At 59.7% G+C, this 16,598-nt stretch carries 12 protein-coding genes; 7 read left to right on the forward strand and 5 right to left on the reverse strand.

Annotated features, from left to right (window positions below):
- Positions 1 to 76 precede the first annotated feature (76 nt).
- Complete coding sequence (locus tag OOZ51_RS01660) at positions 77 to 853, forward strand: glycosyltransferase family 2 protein (RefSeq protein WP_265977147.1); 777 nt, start codon at positions 77 to 79, stop codon at positions 851 to 853.
- Here the strand turns inward: OOZ51_RS01660 and OOZ51_RS01665 are convergent.
- Positions 850 to 2,244 (reverse strand): GH25 family lysozyme, encoded by a 1,395-nt coding sequence (locus OOZ51_RS01665; protein WP_265977148.1) that lies wholly within the window; start codon positions 2,242 to 2,244, stop codon positions 850 to 852. The two genes, OOZ51_RS01660 and OOZ51_RS01665, sit on opposite strands and share 4 nt — an antisense overlap.
- Positions 2,245 to 2,326: 82 nt before the next feature.
- On the opposite strand from OOZ51_RS01665, the gene OOZ51_RS01670 reads away from it, so the two are divergent.
- The 3 genes from OOZ51_RS01670 to OOZ51_RS01680 all read left to right on the forward strand — a co-directional run bounded on the left by OOZ51_RS01670 (position 2,327) and on the right by OOZ51_RS01680 (position 5,197).
- Entirely contained in the window at positions 2,327 to 2,692 is a 366-nt protein-coding gene (locus OOZ51_RS01670; protein WP_265977149.1) for a hypothetical protein, read from the forward strand.
- A gap of 93 nt (positions 2,693 to 2,785) precedes the next feature.
- Positions 2,786 to 3,784, forward strand: coding sequence for a dTDP-glucose 4,6-dehydratase (rfbB, locus tag OOZ51_RS01675; protein ID WP_265977150.1), 999 nt, complete (start codon positions 2,786 to 2,788; stop codon positions 3,782 to 3,784).
- 3 nt (positions 3,785 to 3,787) lie between these two features.
- Positions 3,788 to 5,197: a bifunctional dTDP-4-dehydrorhamnose 3,5-epimerase family protein/NAD(P)-dependent oxidoreductase gene (locus OOZ51_RS01680; RefSeq protein ID WP_265977151.1), complete on the forward strand. Its 1,410-nt coding sequence runs from the start codon at positions 3,788 to 3,790 to the stop codon at positions 5,195 to 5,197.
- 91 nt (positions 5,198 to 5,288) lie between these two features.
- Here OOZ51_RS01680 and OOZ51_RS01685 read toward each other — a convergent pair whose 3' ends face one another.
- The 4 genes from OOZ51_RS01685 to OOZ51_RS01700 all read right to left on the reverse strand — a co-directional run bounded on the left by OOZ51_RS01685 (position 5,289) and on the right by OOZ51_RS01700 (position 12,908).
- Positions 5,289 to 6,848, reverse strand: a complete 1,560-nt coding sequence (locus OOZ51_RS01685) for a DUF2142 domain-containing protein (RefSeq protein ID WP_265977152.1) — start codon at positions 6,846 to 6,848, stop codon at positions 5,289 to 5,291.
- Between the two features lie 152 nt (positions 6,849 to 7,000).
- Positions 7,001 to 8,062, reverse strand: a complete 1,062-nt coding sequence (locus OOZ51_RS01690; protein ID WP_265977153.1) for a substrate-binding domain-containing protein — start codon at positions 8,060 to 8,062, stop codon at positions 7,001 to 7,003.
- A 771-nt stretch (positions 8,063 to 8,833) separates the two neighbouring features.
- Positions 8,834 to 10,087, reverse strand: coding sequence for an acyltransferase family protein (locus tag OOZ51_RS01695; RefSeq protein WP_265977154.1), 1,254 nt, complete (start codon positions 10,085 to 10,087; stop codon positions 8,834 to 8,836).
- 364 nt (positions 10,088 to 10,451) lie between these two features.
- Positions 10,452 to 12,908, reverse strand: coding sequence for a polysaccharide deacetylase family protein (locus OOZ51_RS01700; RefSeq protein ID WP_265977155.1), 2,457 nt, complete (start codon positions 12,906 to 12,908; stop codon positions 10,452 to 10,454).
- A gap of 565 nt (positions 12,909 to 13,473) precedes the next feature.
- On the opposite strand from OOZ51_RS01700, the gene OOZ51_RS01705 reads away from it, so the two are divergent.
- From OOZ51_RS01705 to OOZ51_RS01715, 3 genes are read left to right on the forward strand one after another with little or no spacing between them, the layout of a single operon-like run.
- Complete coding sequence (locus OOZ51_RS01705) at positions 13,474 to 14,697, forward strand: TadA family conjugal transfer-associated ATPase (protein WP_265977156.1); 1,224 nt, start codon at positions 13,474 to 13,476, stop codon at positions 14,695 to 14,697.
- On the forward strand, positions 14,697 to 15,548 hold the full coding sequence (locus OOZ51_RS01710; RefSeq protein WP_265977157.1) for a type II secretion system F family protein: 852 nt from the start codon (positions 14,697 to 14,699) through the stop codon (positions 15,546 to 15,548). Before OOZ51_RS01705 ends, OOZ51_RS01710 begins: the two co-directional genes overlap by 1 nt.
- Positions 15,545 to 16,483, forward strand: a complete 939-nt coding sequence (locus OOZ51_RS01715) for a type II secretion system F family protein (protein WP_265977158.1) — start codon at positions 15,545 to 15,547, stop codon at positions 16,481 to 16,483. Before OOZ51_RS01710 ends, OOZ51_RS01715 begins: the two co-directional genes overlap by 4 nt.
- Positions 16,484 to 16,598: the final 115 nt, after the last annotated feature.

Consider the following 16,598-nt stretch of genomic DNA (forward strand, 5'->3'; position numbering starts at 1 on the left):
TCACCTAAGATGGTGCAGTCGGGCGGGAGGGTGCAAAGCCCCCGTTCCTCCATGTAAACAAACGGACTGTGAGGCTATGAACAAGCGCAACGAGCACACCACCCCGCGGATACGCGCCAGCGTCTGCATGGCCACTTACAAGGGAGCCCGTTACGTCGGAGAGCAGCTTGAGTCGATCCTTACCCAGCTTGGTACCGCAGACGAATTGGTGATCGTCGACGACGCGTCCCCGGATGACACTGTGAAAAAGATCACGGCCTTTGACGATCCGAGGATCAGGCTCATCCGAGCTGACAGCAACCAAGGCTACGTTCGTTCCTTCCAACAGGCAGCTTTGGCCAGCCGGGGCGAGTTTATTTTCCTTGCAGACCAGGACGACGTTTGGATCCCGGGGAGACTTGAGCGCATGCTGTCCGCGCTGCAGTCGACCGCCGTCGTTGCCAGTAATTTCGACGTTCTGGGAGGCGGACCCCGGCCAGCGATTCCCCGGCTTAGGGCCGCCGATGGACGCAGGTCGATCGCGAATCTGTTCGGAATCCTGATTGGCTACCGCGCATACTATGGGTGCGGCATGGCGTTCCGGCGCGAACTTCTGGGAGCGTTCGCCCCGGCGCCTTCCTACTTGCGTGAATCCCACGATCTGTGGCTGGCGATTATTGGAAACATGGCCGGCTCTATCGCGCACCTTGACGATCCCACGTTGCTTCGCCGCATCCACGACGAGAACGCCACCCCCAAGGGGTGGCGTTCTCTCGCGACTATTGTTGCTGCGCGTGTTGTGCTGCTTCGCCTCATGGTTGAGGCTCGACGTCGGCTGCCTTCCTCGCGTGGATCGCTGAGCGAGGCTTCCTAGAAGTAAGCGATGTCCACGGACAGCTGCGAAAGACTGTTAGTCAACTGCCAGCTGTTACCTCGGACGATTCCGACGGTTGTGACGCGGTCGCCGTTCCAATCGCCGGTAATCGGGCTGTCAGTGCTGATTCCGTAGTTGAAGACGTTCGACACAACGGGGGACTGAATGCGGCTGCTGAGCCACCACTGGCCGTTGCGCCATACGCCGATGCTTGTTTTGCCGCTACCGGTCCAGTCCCCGACGATGGGCGTGTCGGACGGAACGCCGAATGCAGTGAACTCGTTCACTACAGGGTTGTTAATGGAGTAGCTGACCTGGAAGCTGGAGTTTCGCCAGATACCGATGCTGTCCCGGCCGGATCCGTTCCAGTCACCCACGATCGGAGTGTCGGAGCCGACCCCGAAGGCAACAACCTTGGAGATGGCCATTGTGTTGATGTCGTCAACCAGCCACCAGACCCCGTTGCGCACGATGCCGATACCGGCGGTTCCGTTTCCGTTCCAGTTGCCCACGACGGGCTTATCGCCAGGATTGCCGTAGCCGAAGCATTTCCGCTGAGCCCGGGGCATCTGAAGGCACCAAAAACCATCCTTGAACCATCCGACGTAGCTCTTGCCGTCCCCGGCCCATTTGCCGGTCAGCAGGGTCGCCCCAGGGATGAGTCCAATGGGATAGTTGTCCGGAGTCGATGCGAGTTTCTGTAGTTGATCCATCGAGCCGTTGAAGACATCCTGGTCACCAGGGAAGGTCGCCATCACCGTCTGGGAGGCGTCCGCGTAGGCATTCGCATATTGCCAGATGGTGTAGGTCGGCCACCCGCCCGGGACGGCCGGCGAATTTGTGTAGTAAGAGGCCAACCACAAGGGATTTGTTTGACTGAATTCGCTGGTGTTGCCCACACAATCGCGCCAGTAGTAGTAGCTGGTGTAGATCATGACCTGTTTGTTGGTCATGCTGTACACGGTGCGTGTGAAGTCCCTCACCCAGGTCGCCAAATCTGCGGCCGACTTCGAGTAGCACGGGTTGTTCCCGTCCCAGGCTTCGAGGTCCAGGACGGGGGGCATGGTGATCCCGTCGGCCGACCAGCCACCCCCATTGTTCACGAAGAAGCGGGCCTGGGTGGCGCCGTCGGAAACGTCGGGGCGGGCGAAGTGATAGGCGCCTCGGAGGAGTCCCACGGAGCTGGCTCCGTTGTACTGCGCACCGAATTCGCTGTTGGTGTAACTCACGCCTTCCGTGGCCTTGATGTAGGCAAAGCGGGCGCCCTTGTTCTTCACGTCGGTCCAGTTCACTGAGCCCTGCCAGGAACTGACATCAAGGCCAAGCGGCTGCCCCGCCGTGCCGCCTGGCTGCTCGGCCACAGATGGTTCCGTGTACGCGGCAGCGGACACCTGGTTCCTTGCCGGTCCGCTCCCGGGGGCGGTGGCAGGCTTGAGGCCTGCCCGGCCCATCGAAGCAGTTCCAGGAGGGCCATTGAAGGATGTTTGGCCGGAGGCTGAGGGCGTCGCGGTCGGAGACGCCTGGGCTGTCACTGGCGCGCTCGTCTGCGGCGCCGTCGGGGCGGCTCCCGCAGTTCCCTGGTGTGAGGCAATGGGCGACGGCGAGGTCGGCGTCGGAACCGCGACCGTGGGGGACACAGCCGGACTCGGCGCTGGCCCCGCCGTCGTGGCCGGTTCTGCGTTGGCTGGGATGGCGGCGCTGCCCCACGCCAGCGGTATCGCGAGCGCCATTGCGAGCAGGACTTTGTGGGCTGGGTTGTTGCGCAAGGAAACTCCCGGATCATCTTGGCAGGCCGAGAACGGAACGGCCCCCACAATAATGACACACGGATGTGTCTAATGTTACTGATGGTGTCAGAGTCTTTGCAGTTTCACCTGTTGCTGAAGTAAATACAATCAAGCTGGCCGGTGGCCAGCCGGTAAGCTTGGCCCCATGCAGAAAATCCTTGTCACCGGCGGCGCCGGCTTCATCGGTTCCAACTTCGTCCACTACCTGGTGGCTAACACAGACGCCAGTGTCACAGTTCTTGACAAGCTGACATACGCGGGCAATCCGGAGTCCATCAGCGGTCTCCCGGAAGATCGTGTCACCCTCGTGAAGGGCGATATCGCCGACGCCGGCCTGGTTGACGGCCTTGTCGCTGGCGCCGACGTCGTGGTCCACTATGCAGCCGAATCACACAATGACAATTCCCTGCACGACCCCCGGCCCTTCCTCGACACCAACATCATCGGGACGTACACCCTCATCGAAGCTGCCCGAAAGCACGACAAGCGCTTCCACCACATCTCCACCGATGAGGTATATGGAGACCTGGAACTCGACGACACCCAGCGATTCACCGAGGACACTCCCTACAACCCGTCGAGCCCGTACTCCTCCACGAAGGCAGGATCGGACTTGCTTGTCCGCGCTTGGGTACGTTCGTTCGGACTGCGCGCAACCATCAGCAACTGCTCCAACAATTACGGTCCGTACCAGCACGTGGAGAAGTTCATTCCGCGCCAGATCACCAACGTCATCGATGGCATCCGGCCCAAGCTCTACGGCAAGGGCGAGAATGTTCGCGACTGGATCCATGCCAACGACCATTCCTCGGCCGTGCTCGCAATCATCGAGAAGGGCCGGATCGGCGAGACCTACTTGATCGGTGCCGACGGGGAAAAGAACAACAAGGACGTCGTCGAGCTTATTCTCGAGCACATGGGGCAGGCCCACGATGCCTACGACCACGTGGTGGATCGCCCCGGGCATGACCTCCGATACGCCATCGACTCAAACAAACTGCGTGACGAGCTCGGTTGGCACCCCAAGTTCTCAAACTTCGACGCCGGTCTCGAAGACACCATCAATTGGTACCGTGACAACGAATCTTGGTGGCGTCCGCAAAAAGCTGCGACGGAAGCGCGCTACAAGGAACAGGGCCAGTAAGCGATGACATTGAAATTCTCGAAGCCGCTCGCAGCACGCGAAACTCCGATCCCCGGCGTCGTTCTCTATGATTTGCCTGTTCACGGCGACAACCGCGGCTGGTTCAAGGAGAACTGGCAGCGGGACAAGATGATCGCTCTTGGCCTTCCGGACTTCCGTCCCGTTCAGAACAACATTTCGTTCAACGAAAAGACCGGCACCACCCGAGGAATCCACGCCGAGCCGTGGGACAAGTTCATCTCGGTGGCCGCGGGGCGGATTTTCGGAGCCTGGGTCGATCTGCGCGAAGGCCCGTCTTTTGGTGCTGTCTTCACCGCCGAACTTGACCCAAGCCAAGCCATCTTCATTCCCCGCGGCGTGGGCAATGCGTTCCAGACCCTTGAGGACAACACCGCTTACACCTATCTCGTCAACGACCACTGGTCTGCAGACGCCCAGAGCAGATACACCTTCCTGAACCTCGCCGATGAAACCGCCGCCATTGCATGGCCGGTGCCATTGGACCAGGCAGAGCTGTCTGACAAGGACAAGGCGCACCCGCGACTGGCTGAGGTGGTACCAATGCCGGCTCGGAAGGTGCTCGTGGTGGGCGCCGACGGTCAACTCGGCAAGGCGCTGCGTGAAGCGTACGCCGGCAACGCTTCCGTAGAGTTTGCAGCACGGGCTGACTTCGACTTGTCCAACGAAGCGTCGTTTGCGGGACGGAACTGGAAGAACTACTCGACAATCATCAATGCAGCCGCATACACCGCTGTCGACGCAGCCGAGAGCCCCGAGGGGCGGGCAGCTGCCTGGCACGTGAATGTGTCAGCTGTGGCGCGCTTGGCGAAGACTGCGATCGAGCAGGACCTGACGTTGGTTCATGTCTCGTCGGATTATGTCTTCGACGGCACACGCGAATTGCATGACGAAGATGAACCATTCACCCCGCTTGGCGTATATGGCCAGACCAAGGCGGCTGGGGACGCCGTCGTCAGCGTGGTTCCACGCCACTACATCGTTCGGACCAGCTGGGTCATTGGTGAGGGTAACAACTTCGTTCGGACCATGGCCTCGCTCGCGAGTCGTGGAATCAAGCCTAGCGTCGTCAACGACCAAATCGGCCGGCTCAGCTTCACGGAAGACATCGCGGCCGGGATTAAGCACCTATTGGACTCGAACGCTCCGTTTGGGGCGTACAACCTCAGCAATGACGGTGATTCCGAGTCTTGGGCGGACATTGCCGGCGGCGTGTACGAACTGTGCGGGGCATCGGCGGACGACGTTACCGGCGTGAGTACCGAAGAGTACTTCGAGGGTAAGGCTGCGGCGCCGCGGCCCCTCAGTAGCATCCTTGATTTGAGCAAGATCAAAGCAACTGGTTTTACTCCGGTCAGCAGCTCCGACAGGCTGAAGGCCTATCTCCGCAGCTAGCTGTCACGCAGAAAACCGTTAGTACAAAAGGGTCTGGCCAGGCAATGCCTGGCCAGACCCTTTGCGTTTGGCTTTGGGCCCGGAGATGGCTCTACCTGACCGGCTCAGGTTCCACGGAGTGGCCGGATTCCGGCCGGTCCGAAGGAGTTCCACGGCGACGCGTCAGCCAGTTCAACGCCCCAGTCAAGCGCTGCGGGAGAAACTGTGCGCTTGGGTGGAGAAAGCGATAGAGATAGTTTGCTCCTATGACCAGGGACAACGCGAAGAGCAACGTGAGACCTTCCCAAGAGAGGGGCGGTTGCCACGAAGGGTTGTTCAACATCATTAGCCAATTGGCGGAGTCAGGCAGCCCCACGACGTAGCGGCGCAGAATGTACACGAAGCCATACACGTGAGCGGCCCAGGCAGCCCAAAGGAGGATCTTTGTGAGGCTCCGGCTGGAGAGATTCGACTTGAACTTACGGAACCGCAGAGCCAATCCGGCTGAAATTACCGCAATAGCGAACAGCGGGAGGCTATACCGCCCCTGCCAGATAAAGCCACTGCTGGTGACCAGAGCCGCCTGAACCAAAGCGGGCACCACTGCGAGCATGCCGATCGCGACCCAGAAGCCCAACTGCAACCGAGCGGGGCGCATCAAGAGGACCATCAGAAGGATGGCTATGAGCAACATATTCCAGAACATGAGGACGGCTTGCGGCAATGAAGCGTCCAGCCAGCCAGCAACTCCTATGTACTGGGTCACGAAATCGAAGGACCTGTCCATCATGGTGACGAAGGCGTTAGACGGACGAAGGCCTTCGACCGCATTGGATATTCCTGCAGGCGCTTCACCTGCTGAAGGTGGCGCTGCCAGCATCACGAAGTTCCATATGACCCCTAGCGCCACTCCCAGCGACGACAGTCCGGCAACGATTAGTAACACTCGGTTGCGGAAAATGGCGGCGATGTCGGAACCCCGGAAGAAGAGACAGGCGACAATTGCGCCGCAAAGCAGCCACAGTAAAGAAACATTCCTGGTGTTTGCCAGAGTTGCAGCCGAGACTCCCACTGCCAGAATGCCGGGACGGGCCAGATGAAGTTGTCTTGAGTTTTCAAGGACTGAGACGAGCCCGCAGAATGCCGCCATCGAAGCCGCGACCTCCAAAGAATTTGGATTGATTCCGCTGGCCAGAAACAACACCATGGGAGTAGTCGCCATCGCTGCGGCAACCGTTGGCCACTTGGGATGACGCAGCCGAGACAACGCGGTGAAACCGGCGGCGTAGAAGGCTGCTGACATTAGTCCGCTAACAATCCGCATGGCAAAGATCGCCGGCGCACCCGACATGAAAAGGCTTGGCAGGCCTACCAGCCAGTAGTAGAGCGGATTGTACAGTCCGGCCGACGTCACCCCGATAGTGGTGTACGTGTCATCAAGGGGTATGTCGGGCGAACAATCTGCCGGCTTCTCCTTGGTGAATGCGAAGCAGCTCTGGGAGCCGATATTCGCAATGTACGACGGAACCTGGACATGGACTCCGTGGCCGAAGGATTCGCCGGGGTGGGGGAAGAATTGGCCTCTTGCCACCGCCGCAGCCTTGATGGTGTGCGCAGGTTCGTCGGGATAGGCCATCAGGGGAGTGGCTAGGGTCCATAGGGTGATCAACACCGACAACAATGCAAAGACGCGTACAAAGAACCCAAAACCTGCTCTGGTTCCAAATGAAACGCTTCGGGCCAGGAGCCTCTTTCGACCGGAAGGAGGGAGCTGCTCGGAGATCGTGTTCGGACTTTCATGTCCGTGTGTAGCTTGGGGGTCGATCACTGGAGGCTACCGATCTTTCCTATCAGAAGCGTCGCTTCCTGCAGAGCTTGTTCGCTTGGCGAGGCTACCCCGGAGAAATAGCTTGACGCGAACTGTCCATCGGGGCTGAGCACGAAGCCTCCCCAAGACTTAACGAGCGATGCAATCTGATGATTCTTGTAGGTGGTACAAAATGCTTGATAGTTGACGATGCCGAGTGCGTAGCCGCGATCGGTTTTTTCAGGAAGGCTGAATTCGACTCCTGTGGCCGACGTCTTGGATGTGCCATCCTGAACAGCTGCTGCGACCGAGTCTTTGGACATTCGCATGAACGACCTGCCGAATGACAAGAGTGCAGTATCAAATTTCGAACCGATCGACTCCGAATCCATGAAGGCAATCGCGCCGGCCGTATCATCCACTTTCTTCACCAAGTCCCGAGGGTTCTTCACCTCTGTACCACCGGGGACCTTTGTCCACTTGTCCGTTACACCGGTCGGCCAATCAGCGGAGGACGACAGGTACCGCGTGCTGGCCGAAGTGAGCACTGAAGCCGAGCTAGCGGTGATGGGAACTATGGCCGTGTTCGGTAGCGCCGCCCCTGGATTGATCGCTGCGATGGACTTGTCGTTCCAGCGGGTCAACTTTCCGGAAAAAATCATCGCAAGTACATCCGGTGAAAGCTTTAAACTCCGAACGCTGGGCAGATTGAAGGCAACGCCAACTGAAGTAATGGAAGTCGGCACGCTGAACGCGCCGCCAGGGCCACATTCGGTCTTGGTCGAGTCTTGCTGCTGCGCCGTCAAAGGGGCATCAAGTGCCGCAAAGTACGCCTGTCCTGTTGCGAGGGCCGTCAGCCCCACGTTCGAGCCGTCGGGAGAGTAATTCAATGAAGTTGCCTTGAAGGACTTTTGCCACGCACCGGCCCAGGCGCTAATAGGATCACTTTGAATTGGGCTCCCAATCGCAGTGAGTGCACCACGGATGTCCTGCTTGGCTGGGGGACTGGCACAAGCGGCCAAGCTGATGCCCAAGAGCAGGAGTCCTCCTGCCGCTCGGCGAATCGACCGATGATGCACCGGGGGTCCTTTCGATTTCGGGGTATAGCTGAGACTTGCGTCTTCATAACCCTAACCTTTCAACCAATGGATCGTGGTCCATTTGCACCCGGTGAGAGAAGCCTGAGGAAGGTCGTGAGCCGGTCCATCGCTTGTCCCCGGCCCCGTAGCTGACCGGAAGAATCCGCGCGTCATACGTCGGGGCCCGCGGTATGATGCCGGGCTATATCATCTATGCACAAGTTGGTGCTAGTGCCAATGGGATTCAAGTGGCGGGGCTTCGGCCTCCAGCGGCGCGTGTATGAGGGACGTTTTGTGGCGTCGCGGGTGGATGGCGTCGCCAGCGATACCGGAGCACTTCCCTGATATTTACCACACTGACCGCCTTGAATCCCATTCCCACGGACCTCCGCGCCGACGACACTGACGCGATGATCCAACAGGCCGTAGCCGGCCTTCCCGGCAGGGCGCGCCGGGTGGTTCCATGACTGGCTACACAGGTGGTGTCATGAGGGTGGCAAATTGGGCTACCACGGTCACATGCTCCTGGCAGGCAACAGGCCACCGCCCTACCGGAAGAACCACAAAACCACGCTTAATTCCGAGGAGCCCGATAATCACTCTCAATTAAATATGCCCGATAATCACTCTCAATTAAATATGGCAGTGGAATAGCCAGCGCATTCGGCCTTGGGGGTGGGTCTCCGGGCGCCGCATGACGTGCAAAGGTTCCGGGGTGGTTAGATCATTTTTGTTGACGCAGATGCATGGCTCGTTGACACGGGCATCAGCTCACAGGTGGTGCGAGACTTCTTGTTGTTCTGAGTCGAAGGACGTCCCCGTCCGAGTCAGCTGCGCTTCGCCGACGGCATTATTGGAGGTCACGTGTTCTCTGACTCTCGCGGCTACTAACCGGCCGGCGTACTTAGCGAGGCGGTGAGAAGGGAGCTCGACAAACTTGGAGAAAATCCAGGCTACGACAAACGATGCGGGCACGGCGAGCAGCAGCGCTCGCATCCAGTGATCGGCCCCGAGCAGGCGGCTGAAGAGAAGGATAATCGGGACGTGGACCAAATAGAGGCTGAAGGAAATCTTACCTAGCCACTGAATCAGTCCGAGCTCTAGGAAGCGTGCGGCCGTTCTCGAGAATATGGAGCAAAGGACTATGAGCACGGCACCTGGAATGCCGAATGCCTTGCCAATCGCCAGTGCGAGCGGATCGGTGACGCCACCGACAACCATGGGCCAATAAGCGCACATGAGGAGGACTCCGGCTGTCAAGCATCCGAACCAGCCGGCTCGAGTCAAGAATGACGCACCCCCGGGACGGTAACGTCGGGTCCGTGCCATGACAGGAAAAGTCAGAGCAGCCCCCGCAAGGAAAGCGGACAGAAACGTCATGAATCCGATGTCGTTCATCGCACCGACGATAGCGAGAACCGTACACCCAACCACTGTTGCGACGGTCCAGCGTTTCAGTAGTACGGCGATTCCCACGAAGACTGGCAGCAGCAACGAGAAAAGAAACTCCCACTGAAGCGACCATAATGGGTTGTTGATCCTGGTCGGTCCACGGACGGCATCAAAACCACGAACAACTTCCTGCCATTCGAGCAACGGAACATCAGATGCTGTGACCCATTTGCTAACGGCAGTTGCGGAGTCTTTTGTGACAAGGGTTACCCAGAGAGCGGCCAATAACAGGGACGCCGCGACCGGCACCCACAGGCGAAGTGTTCTCGTGATGTAGTAAGCAGTCCAGTCGAAGGATTTGGCCCGTAGGACTGGCAAGGACACAACGAGTCCGCTCAGGACGAAGAATAGCAGGACCGCTTCGCCGCCGGCCGTGAAAATCTTCAACGGGGTGGCGTTCAGCCACCACAGCAGTGTTCCTTGCGAAGGGATCTGGCCAGCTAAGTAGAGGTTGGCGAACTCAGGAACGGTTAGGGCGCAATGGTGGATCAGAACGATCAGGGCGGCCAGTCCACGACAACCATCCAAGGATCGAAGCCGAAGGGGGCGCGGCGTCGAAGCGGAGTAAGTCATCAGCTGCCTATCGTTGAGTTCGACCGGCAGGGAATTTAGGCGTCGGACTCTGCGGTCCCCAAAGCTTTCCGAACGCGATTGAAGTATAGCAAAGGCTTTGGAGCGCGTGGCGAGCCATAACCGGAGCCCTGCTTCGTTTTCGGTCGGAACGCTCAGTCGCGGGTCCCTCCAAGTCGGCCAGCCCTGCGTTGCGGGGGCCAAGGCCATGACCGGGTCCAGCTGGGCGCCAACATGAGTTTCGGCTCATAGCCCCAATCACAATCCGTGGATCAGCCTAAGCCCTGACCAGCGCCGAGCACACTTCCGTCCCGGCCAACATGATGCGAACCGGGACGGAAAGTGCTTTGCTCCAGGGTTCAGGAGTTCATCGCAGGAAGTAACCGGAGACGTCTGCGATGAGTTGGGCGGTTCCCGTGGATTGGTTATAAAGGGTGACCTTTCCGTCGGCGCCTACCGGTACGGTGACCAGGTTCGGGACGGTTTGTGCTTTGTCGTAGTTGAGGTTGGATGCGTTGGGCCGCGTGGTTCCCGAGGCATAGGCGGTGACGAATCCGAACGACGTCGGCTCTGTGACGGTGAGGTTGAAGGTCACTGCCGAGATGGTTGCCGGGATCCCGCTGACGCCGCCGACCTGGAAGGAAACAGTTCCGCCTGGTGCCACCAAACTGGTGTTGCGGGTGTCAAGGAACCTGTTCGGCGCGATCGGCGCGAACGTTCCGGACGCCACAGGCGTTCCCGCGAGGTAGTATCCCGCAACGTCTGCGATGAGTTGGGCGGTTCCCGTGGATTGGTTGAAGAGGGTCACCTTTCCGTCGGTGCCTACCGGTACGGTGATCAGGTTCGGGACGGTTTGTGCTTTGGCGTAGTTGAGGTTGGATGCGTTGGGCCGCGTGGTTCCCGAGGCGTAGGCGCTGACGAATCCGAACGACGTCGGCTCTGTGACGGTGAGGTTGAAGGTCACTGCCGAGATGGTTGCCGGGATCCCGCTGACGCCGCCGACCTGGAAGGAAACAGTTCCGCCTGGTGCCACCAAAGTGGTGTTGCGGGTGTCGAGGAACCTGTTCGGGGCCATCGGCTGGAACGCTCCAGGGGCTGTCACCGCGCCGGAGAGGTAGTATCCGGAGACGTCTGCGATGAGTTGGGCGGTTCCCGTGGATTGGTTGTAGAGCGTAACCTTCCCATCGGTACCTACCGGTACGGTGACGAGATTCGGGACGGTTTGTGCTTTGGCGTAGTTGAGGTTGGATGCGTTGGGCCGCGTGGTTCCTGATGGGTAGGCGGTGACGAATCCGAACGACGTCGGCTCTGTGACGGTGAGGTTGAAGGTCACTGCCGAGACGGTTGCCGGGATTCCGTTGACGCCGCCGACCTGGAAGGAAACTGTTCCGCCCGGTGCCACGGGAGCGGTGTTGCGTGTGTCGAGGAACCTGCTCGGTGCCGTCGACTGGAAAGCGCCCGGAACCGACGCCGATATCGTGTCGAACAAACCGTAGTCATCCGTGACCAGGGTTCCGTTGCTGAGCAGGTTCAAGCCCATGCTGATGGCGCTGGCTCCCGCCGGCACGGGCGGTGAGGTCCAGGTAGCCTGAGTCCAAGCTGTTGCCGCCGCGAAGTTCGGACTCGCCGTCCAATACGTCCACGTGCCCAAGCCCGTTCGATAGTACAGCTCGAACTGGGTTAGGGCGGTGGACTTATACCAAGCGGACATCTGATAGGTGTGACCGGGGGTAGCGCTCGGGGCACATTGACCCAGGTCCAAGGTGGGTAGCAGCTTGGCATCTCCGCTAACGTAGCCGGTGGTCACCATCTGTTCGGCGACGTTTCCCGTATGGCCGGGAGTCACACTGGTGAACGTGGAGGTTTGCGTGCCGTATGAACCGATCGCCCAGCAATACGGGAGTCCTGAGGCTACCGGGCCGGCCGTTTCCAGGCTCGGGTTCTGGAGCAGGTTCCCGACAGTGATGGGTGGCGGTGCGGCCGGTCCGTTGACAACCGGCTTGTTTACGTCGAGGGCTGGATTGGACGGGTCAGGGAACTGCGCCGCCATCACCTGGCTCACTGTCTTGACGGCGATCCTGCCGGCCGTTTGTTCGGTCAACAGCCAATTCACGTAGTTTTGGAAGTTGAGAGTGGTGACTGTCAACGGATCCGTGGTGGAGTCGAAGTGATGGAAAGTCAGCTGGACCCAGCCGCCACCGGCCTCGGCCTGCGTCACAACCGTTTGCATGTCGGCAACTGTCCAAGTGTTGTCCACCTCATCGGGCGCCTTGGTGAAGTAGAGGTCTGCTGCCGGAACTGGTAGCGGCTCGGCGACTTCGGTCAGAGTCGGAGCAGCCTTGCTCTTCAGGTCGCCGAGGCCCCGGGCGCTGTTGTAGCCGCAGTTGGCGACAGTTTGCTGCACGGCTGGGGTAGCGGAGGCAAACGGGTAGGCGAAGTTCGTGACGCGGAAGCCCATATTGGTCAGGTTTACGCGGTCATTGCATACCTGCCGTGCCACCTCGTTCGCGTCCATCTGTGCAAGATCGGGGTGCGTAACGGTGTGCCCGGCAATCTCATTGCCTGCCGTTTGGAGGGCGAGTGCCTGGGCGGTCGTCATGTACGGGGCCGGACCACCATTCGGATCGACGGCATTGAGGTAGCCGGAGGGGAGGAAAAAGGTTCCCTTCATTCCTTTGGAATTAAGATAGTTCGCGGCGGCCACCTGATCAGCGTTGGCGTCATCAAATGTCAACGTGACGACCAAGGGGCCAGCCGCCTGTGCGGGCTGGGTCAAAATGGCCGCGTTGAAGAGCGTTGCTAGAAGAAGCGCGGCGGCCCCCATGGCAGCCGTCTTTCGATGGGTCTGTTGACCTTCATAGGGGAGCCCCCGCCGATTGCGGGAGGCCACCATCCACCTGTTTTGCATCCCAAGTCCGTTCGTCGCGCCTGCAACCTGACTGGTGAGACCTTCAGTGCCATCTATCGTTCCCGCTTGCACAATTCGGAGTTGCCAGTACTCATCGTGGGCATTTGTATGTCTAAACCGACAGCGCGTCAACGGCATGAACCAAGGCGCTGGGCGTGCTTCCTGCCCGCGGCGCGCGGCTGATTACTTGACGCTACGAGCGGCCAACAGGGGTGTCAACACTCGCATTTAATCACCGTCAACACTCGAGTAGTGGGCGAAATTCGTTCCGATTTCGTGGATCCGGCACCACATACGGGCTTTGGAAAATCCAATGGCTGCAGGTTCCCCTGGAAGCGGGGATCTCTAGCCCCACGCCGTGATGGAGGCAGTTATCCACAACCGCCCCAATTTGACTTGGTCCCATGTTGTAACCTCCCCTAAGTTTTAACCATGTTGGAGGTTCCACAGCGCCAGAGGCGCATCTTGCATTGGGGGAAAGATGGATGCTTTGCGCATCGTCGAGGATGAAGTCCGCGAGCTGATTCGACGGCGAGGACTGGACCCTCTGAGCCAAGCAGTCGAAGTACACCGACTCGTCGAGGCCGCGGTGAGTGACTATGACGAGCGGGCCCTTCTTGGCCCCTTGCCTCCCCTGGGACATCTGGACACAGCGCGCAAGTACGTGTTCGACGCCGTTGCAGGCTTCGGCCCGCTCCAGCCACTTCTGGACGACCCAACCATCGAGGAGATCTGGCTCAACGCGCCGAACGAGATCTACGTTGCCCGGAATGGCGAATCCGAACTCACGTCGGTTAGCCTCAGCGCGCAACAGGTCCGCGACCTCGTGGAGCGGATGCTCAAAAGTTCGGGGCGCCGGCTGGACCTCTCGTCACCGTTTGTGGATGCCGCCCTGCCCGACGGTTCGCGGCTCCACGTCGTCATTCCCGATGTGACTCGCCGGAATTGGGCTGTGAACATCCGCAAATTCGTGGTCAAGGCGAGCAGGCTCGAACATCTTGTGGAGCTAGGCACATTGACGCCACAATCAGCCCGATTCCTGGGAGCTGCGGTGGCCAGTGGATTGAACATCCTCGTTTCTGGAGCCACGCAAGCTGGAAAGACGACCATGCTCAATTGCCTGGCTGCCAACATCGGCTCGCGGGAGCGGGTCATCACCGTCGAAGAGATCTTTGAACTCCAACTCCCGCTACGTGACGTCGTCGGCCTGCAGTGCCGCCAGCCGAACCTCGAGGGTCAAGGCGAAATTCCTCTGCGCCGACTCGTCAAAGAGGCTCTGCGCATGCGGCCGGACCGCCTCGTGGTGGGCGAAGTCCGCGAAGCCGAAAGCCTGGACATGCTCATTGCCTTGAACTCGGGTCTGCCTGGCATGTGTACAGTTCACGCCAACTCTGCCCACGACGCCGTGACCAAGATTTGCACATTGCCGCTGTTGGCCGGTGACAACATTTCGAGCGCTTTCGTTGTTCCAACAGTGGCGTCCTGCATCGACCTCGTGGTCCATTGCAGCCGCCATGCGGACGGACGCCGGCAAGTCACCGAAGTCCTTTCGCTGGGCCGACGCGTGGAAAACGGCATCATTGAGTCGTCCACCGTATTCGCGATGCAGGATGGCCGTCTTCAACCCAAAACGCATTCCATGCCCGATGCGGAGAAATTTGCCCGGGCAGGCTTTGATGTTGCGACGCTGCTGGAGCACTACTGATGGCGCCGCTGTTGGGTGTTCTTTGTGGGCTGGGCGTATTTCTCATCTGGTGGTCCGCCTGGGAGCAACAGCCTGCCGTCAAGGAGTCTAAACCGAAACGCCTTGAGACCTTGCTGCGCACTGCCGGGATCGAGAAAGTGAGCGTAAGGGGATTCATCGCGTCCTGTGTGGGATTGGGTCTTTTCGCCGTGTTGGTGATCTTCATCATGACAGCCTCCCTTTCGATCGCGGCATGCTTCGGCTTGTTCGGTGCCTGGCTTCCTTTGGCCATTGTCAGCTGGCGGGCGCGCAAACGGACAGCGATGCTCCGGGAGCTGTGGCCAGACGTGGTTGACCACCTGCGCTCAGCAATCCGAGCGGGGCTTTCGCTGCCCGAGGCCCTCGTCCAGCTCGCTGACAAAGGTCCCGAGGAACTGCGGGAGCTCTTCAGGGAATTCGGTGCGGATTACCGTTCCGGTGGCCATTTCGATTCAGCACTGAACAAGCTGAAAGAGCGCCTGGCCGATCCCGTTGCCGACCGGATCATCGAGGCACTCAGACTGACCCGGGAAGTGGGGGGCTCCGATCTCGGCCGACTTCTAGGAACTCTCGCCGAATTCCTTCGCGAGAGCGCCCGGACCAGAAGTGAGCTTGAGGCGCGACAATCATGGACTATCAACGGAGCGCGACTGGCGGTTGCCGCTCCCTGGATCGTCCTTATGCTGCTGGCCAGTAGGCCGGAAGCTGTTGATGCTTACAATTCAGCGGCAGGAGCCAGCGTACTGGGAGGCGGACTCTTGGTCTCGGGGCTCTGCTATTGGGGCATGCTCCGCATCGGCGCCCTTCCCGAGGACGAAAGAGTGCTTCGATGACTGCACTGACTGCCATGACTGTGTTCTTCGGTCTTCTCCTGGGAGCCGGGCTTTGGCTCATCTTCGTTCGCATGCCATTCATGCGCTCCACTCCCTTCTCGGAACGCATTGAACCGCAACTACGGTCCCAAAATCTTGAGTCCCGATTGCTGGCATCAACCAGTGACATTGCGCCGTTCGGCCCTTTGGAACGCATTCTGAGGCCCGTTTTCCGGGACGCGTTGCACCACCTGACGCGGTTTAACTTCGATACCGCCGCACTCAACAAGAGGCTGGCGAAGGCCGGCTCGGGAAAATCTGCGTTGGACTTTCGGGCAGAGCAGCTGTTGTGGGCAGCGGCGGGCTTTGCCATGGCGGTTGTCGCCGTGATCATGGGCGCAACTGCGGGCCGGTTCAGCCCGCTGCTTGCGGTCGTCTCAGTTCTGGTTTGTGCCCTTGGTGGGTTCCTTTTCCGCGACTACTTGCTGGGGGTGCAGATCAAGCGAAGGGAGAGCCGGATGCTGGCGGAATTCCCCAGCCTTGCCGAGCTGATGGCACTTGCGGTCGGCGCGGGGGAGAGCGCTAGCGGTGCCCTCGACCGCGTGTGTCGTACGGCCAGCGGCGAATTGGCGAAGGAGTTTGCCTTGGTATTGGCCGCAACGCGCGCCGGCACGCCTCTGATCGAAGCGCTGCACGAGTTTTCGGGACGAACCGATCTCGGCCCGCTGGTCCGGTTCGTGGACGGAATTGTAGTTGCCGTCGAGCGCGGTACCCCCTTGGCCGATGTATTGCGGGCCCAAGCTGCAGACGTCCGTGATTCAGCCAAACGCGAGCTGATGGAAGCGGCAGGCCGGAAGGAGATCGCCATGATGGTGCCGCTTGTTTTCGGCGTCCTGCCCCTCACCGTGATCTTCGCCGTGTATCCGGGCCTAGCCGCACTGAATCTTGGCTTCTAATGCGCGATCCACAACGACCTTTTCGCATCTATCACTCGGACTTTTCGCTGAATGTCCACAACAAAAAACCGCACGGAAATTCGCAACGGATTCCTGCACAATGGAAATGGGGAAT

The sequence above is a fragment of the Arthrobacter rhizophilus genome, assembly GCF_026241105.1.
Lineage (GTDB): Bacteria > Actinomycetota > Actinomycetes > Actinomycetales > Micrococcaceae > Arthrobacter.

What these genes read in the sequence shown, in the direction of transcription:
- OOZ51_RS01695 (WP_265977154.1), bottom strand. Translation starts at nt 10,087, where the DNA reads ATGACTTACTCCGCTTCGACGCCGCGCCCCCTTCGGCTTCGATCCTTG.
- OOZ51_RS01710 (WP_265977157.1), top strand. Translation starts at nt 14,697, where the DNA reads ATGGCGCCGCTGTTGGGTGTTCTTTGTGGGCTGGGCGTATTTCTCATC.
- OOZ51_RS01680 (WP_265977151.1), top strand. Translation starts at nt 3,788, where the DNA reads ATGACATTGAAATTCTCGAAGCCGCTCGCAGCACGCGAAACTCCGATC.
- rfbB (WP_265977150.1), top strand. Translation starts at nt 2,786, where the DNA reads ATGCAGAAAATCCTTGTCACCGGCGGCGCCGGCTTCATCGGTTCCAAC.
- OOZ51_RS01660 (WP_265977147.1), top strand. Translation starts at nt 77, where the DNA reads ATGAACAAGCGCAACGAGCACACCACCCCGCGGATACGCGCCAGCGTC.
- OOZ51_RS01705 (WP_265977156.1), top strand. Translation starts at nt 13,474, where the DNA reads ATGGATGCTTTGCGCATCGTCGAGGATGAAGTCCGCGAGCTGATTCGA.
- OOZ51_RS01715 (WP_265977158.1), top strand. Translation starts at nt 15,545, where the DNA reads ATGACTGCACTGACTGCCATGACTGTGTTCTTCGGTCTTCTCCTGGGA.
- OOZ51_RS01700 (WP_265977155.1), bottom strand. Translation starts at nt 12,908, where the DNA reads ATGGGGGCCGCCGCGCTTCTTCTAGCAACGCTCTTCAACGCGGCCATT.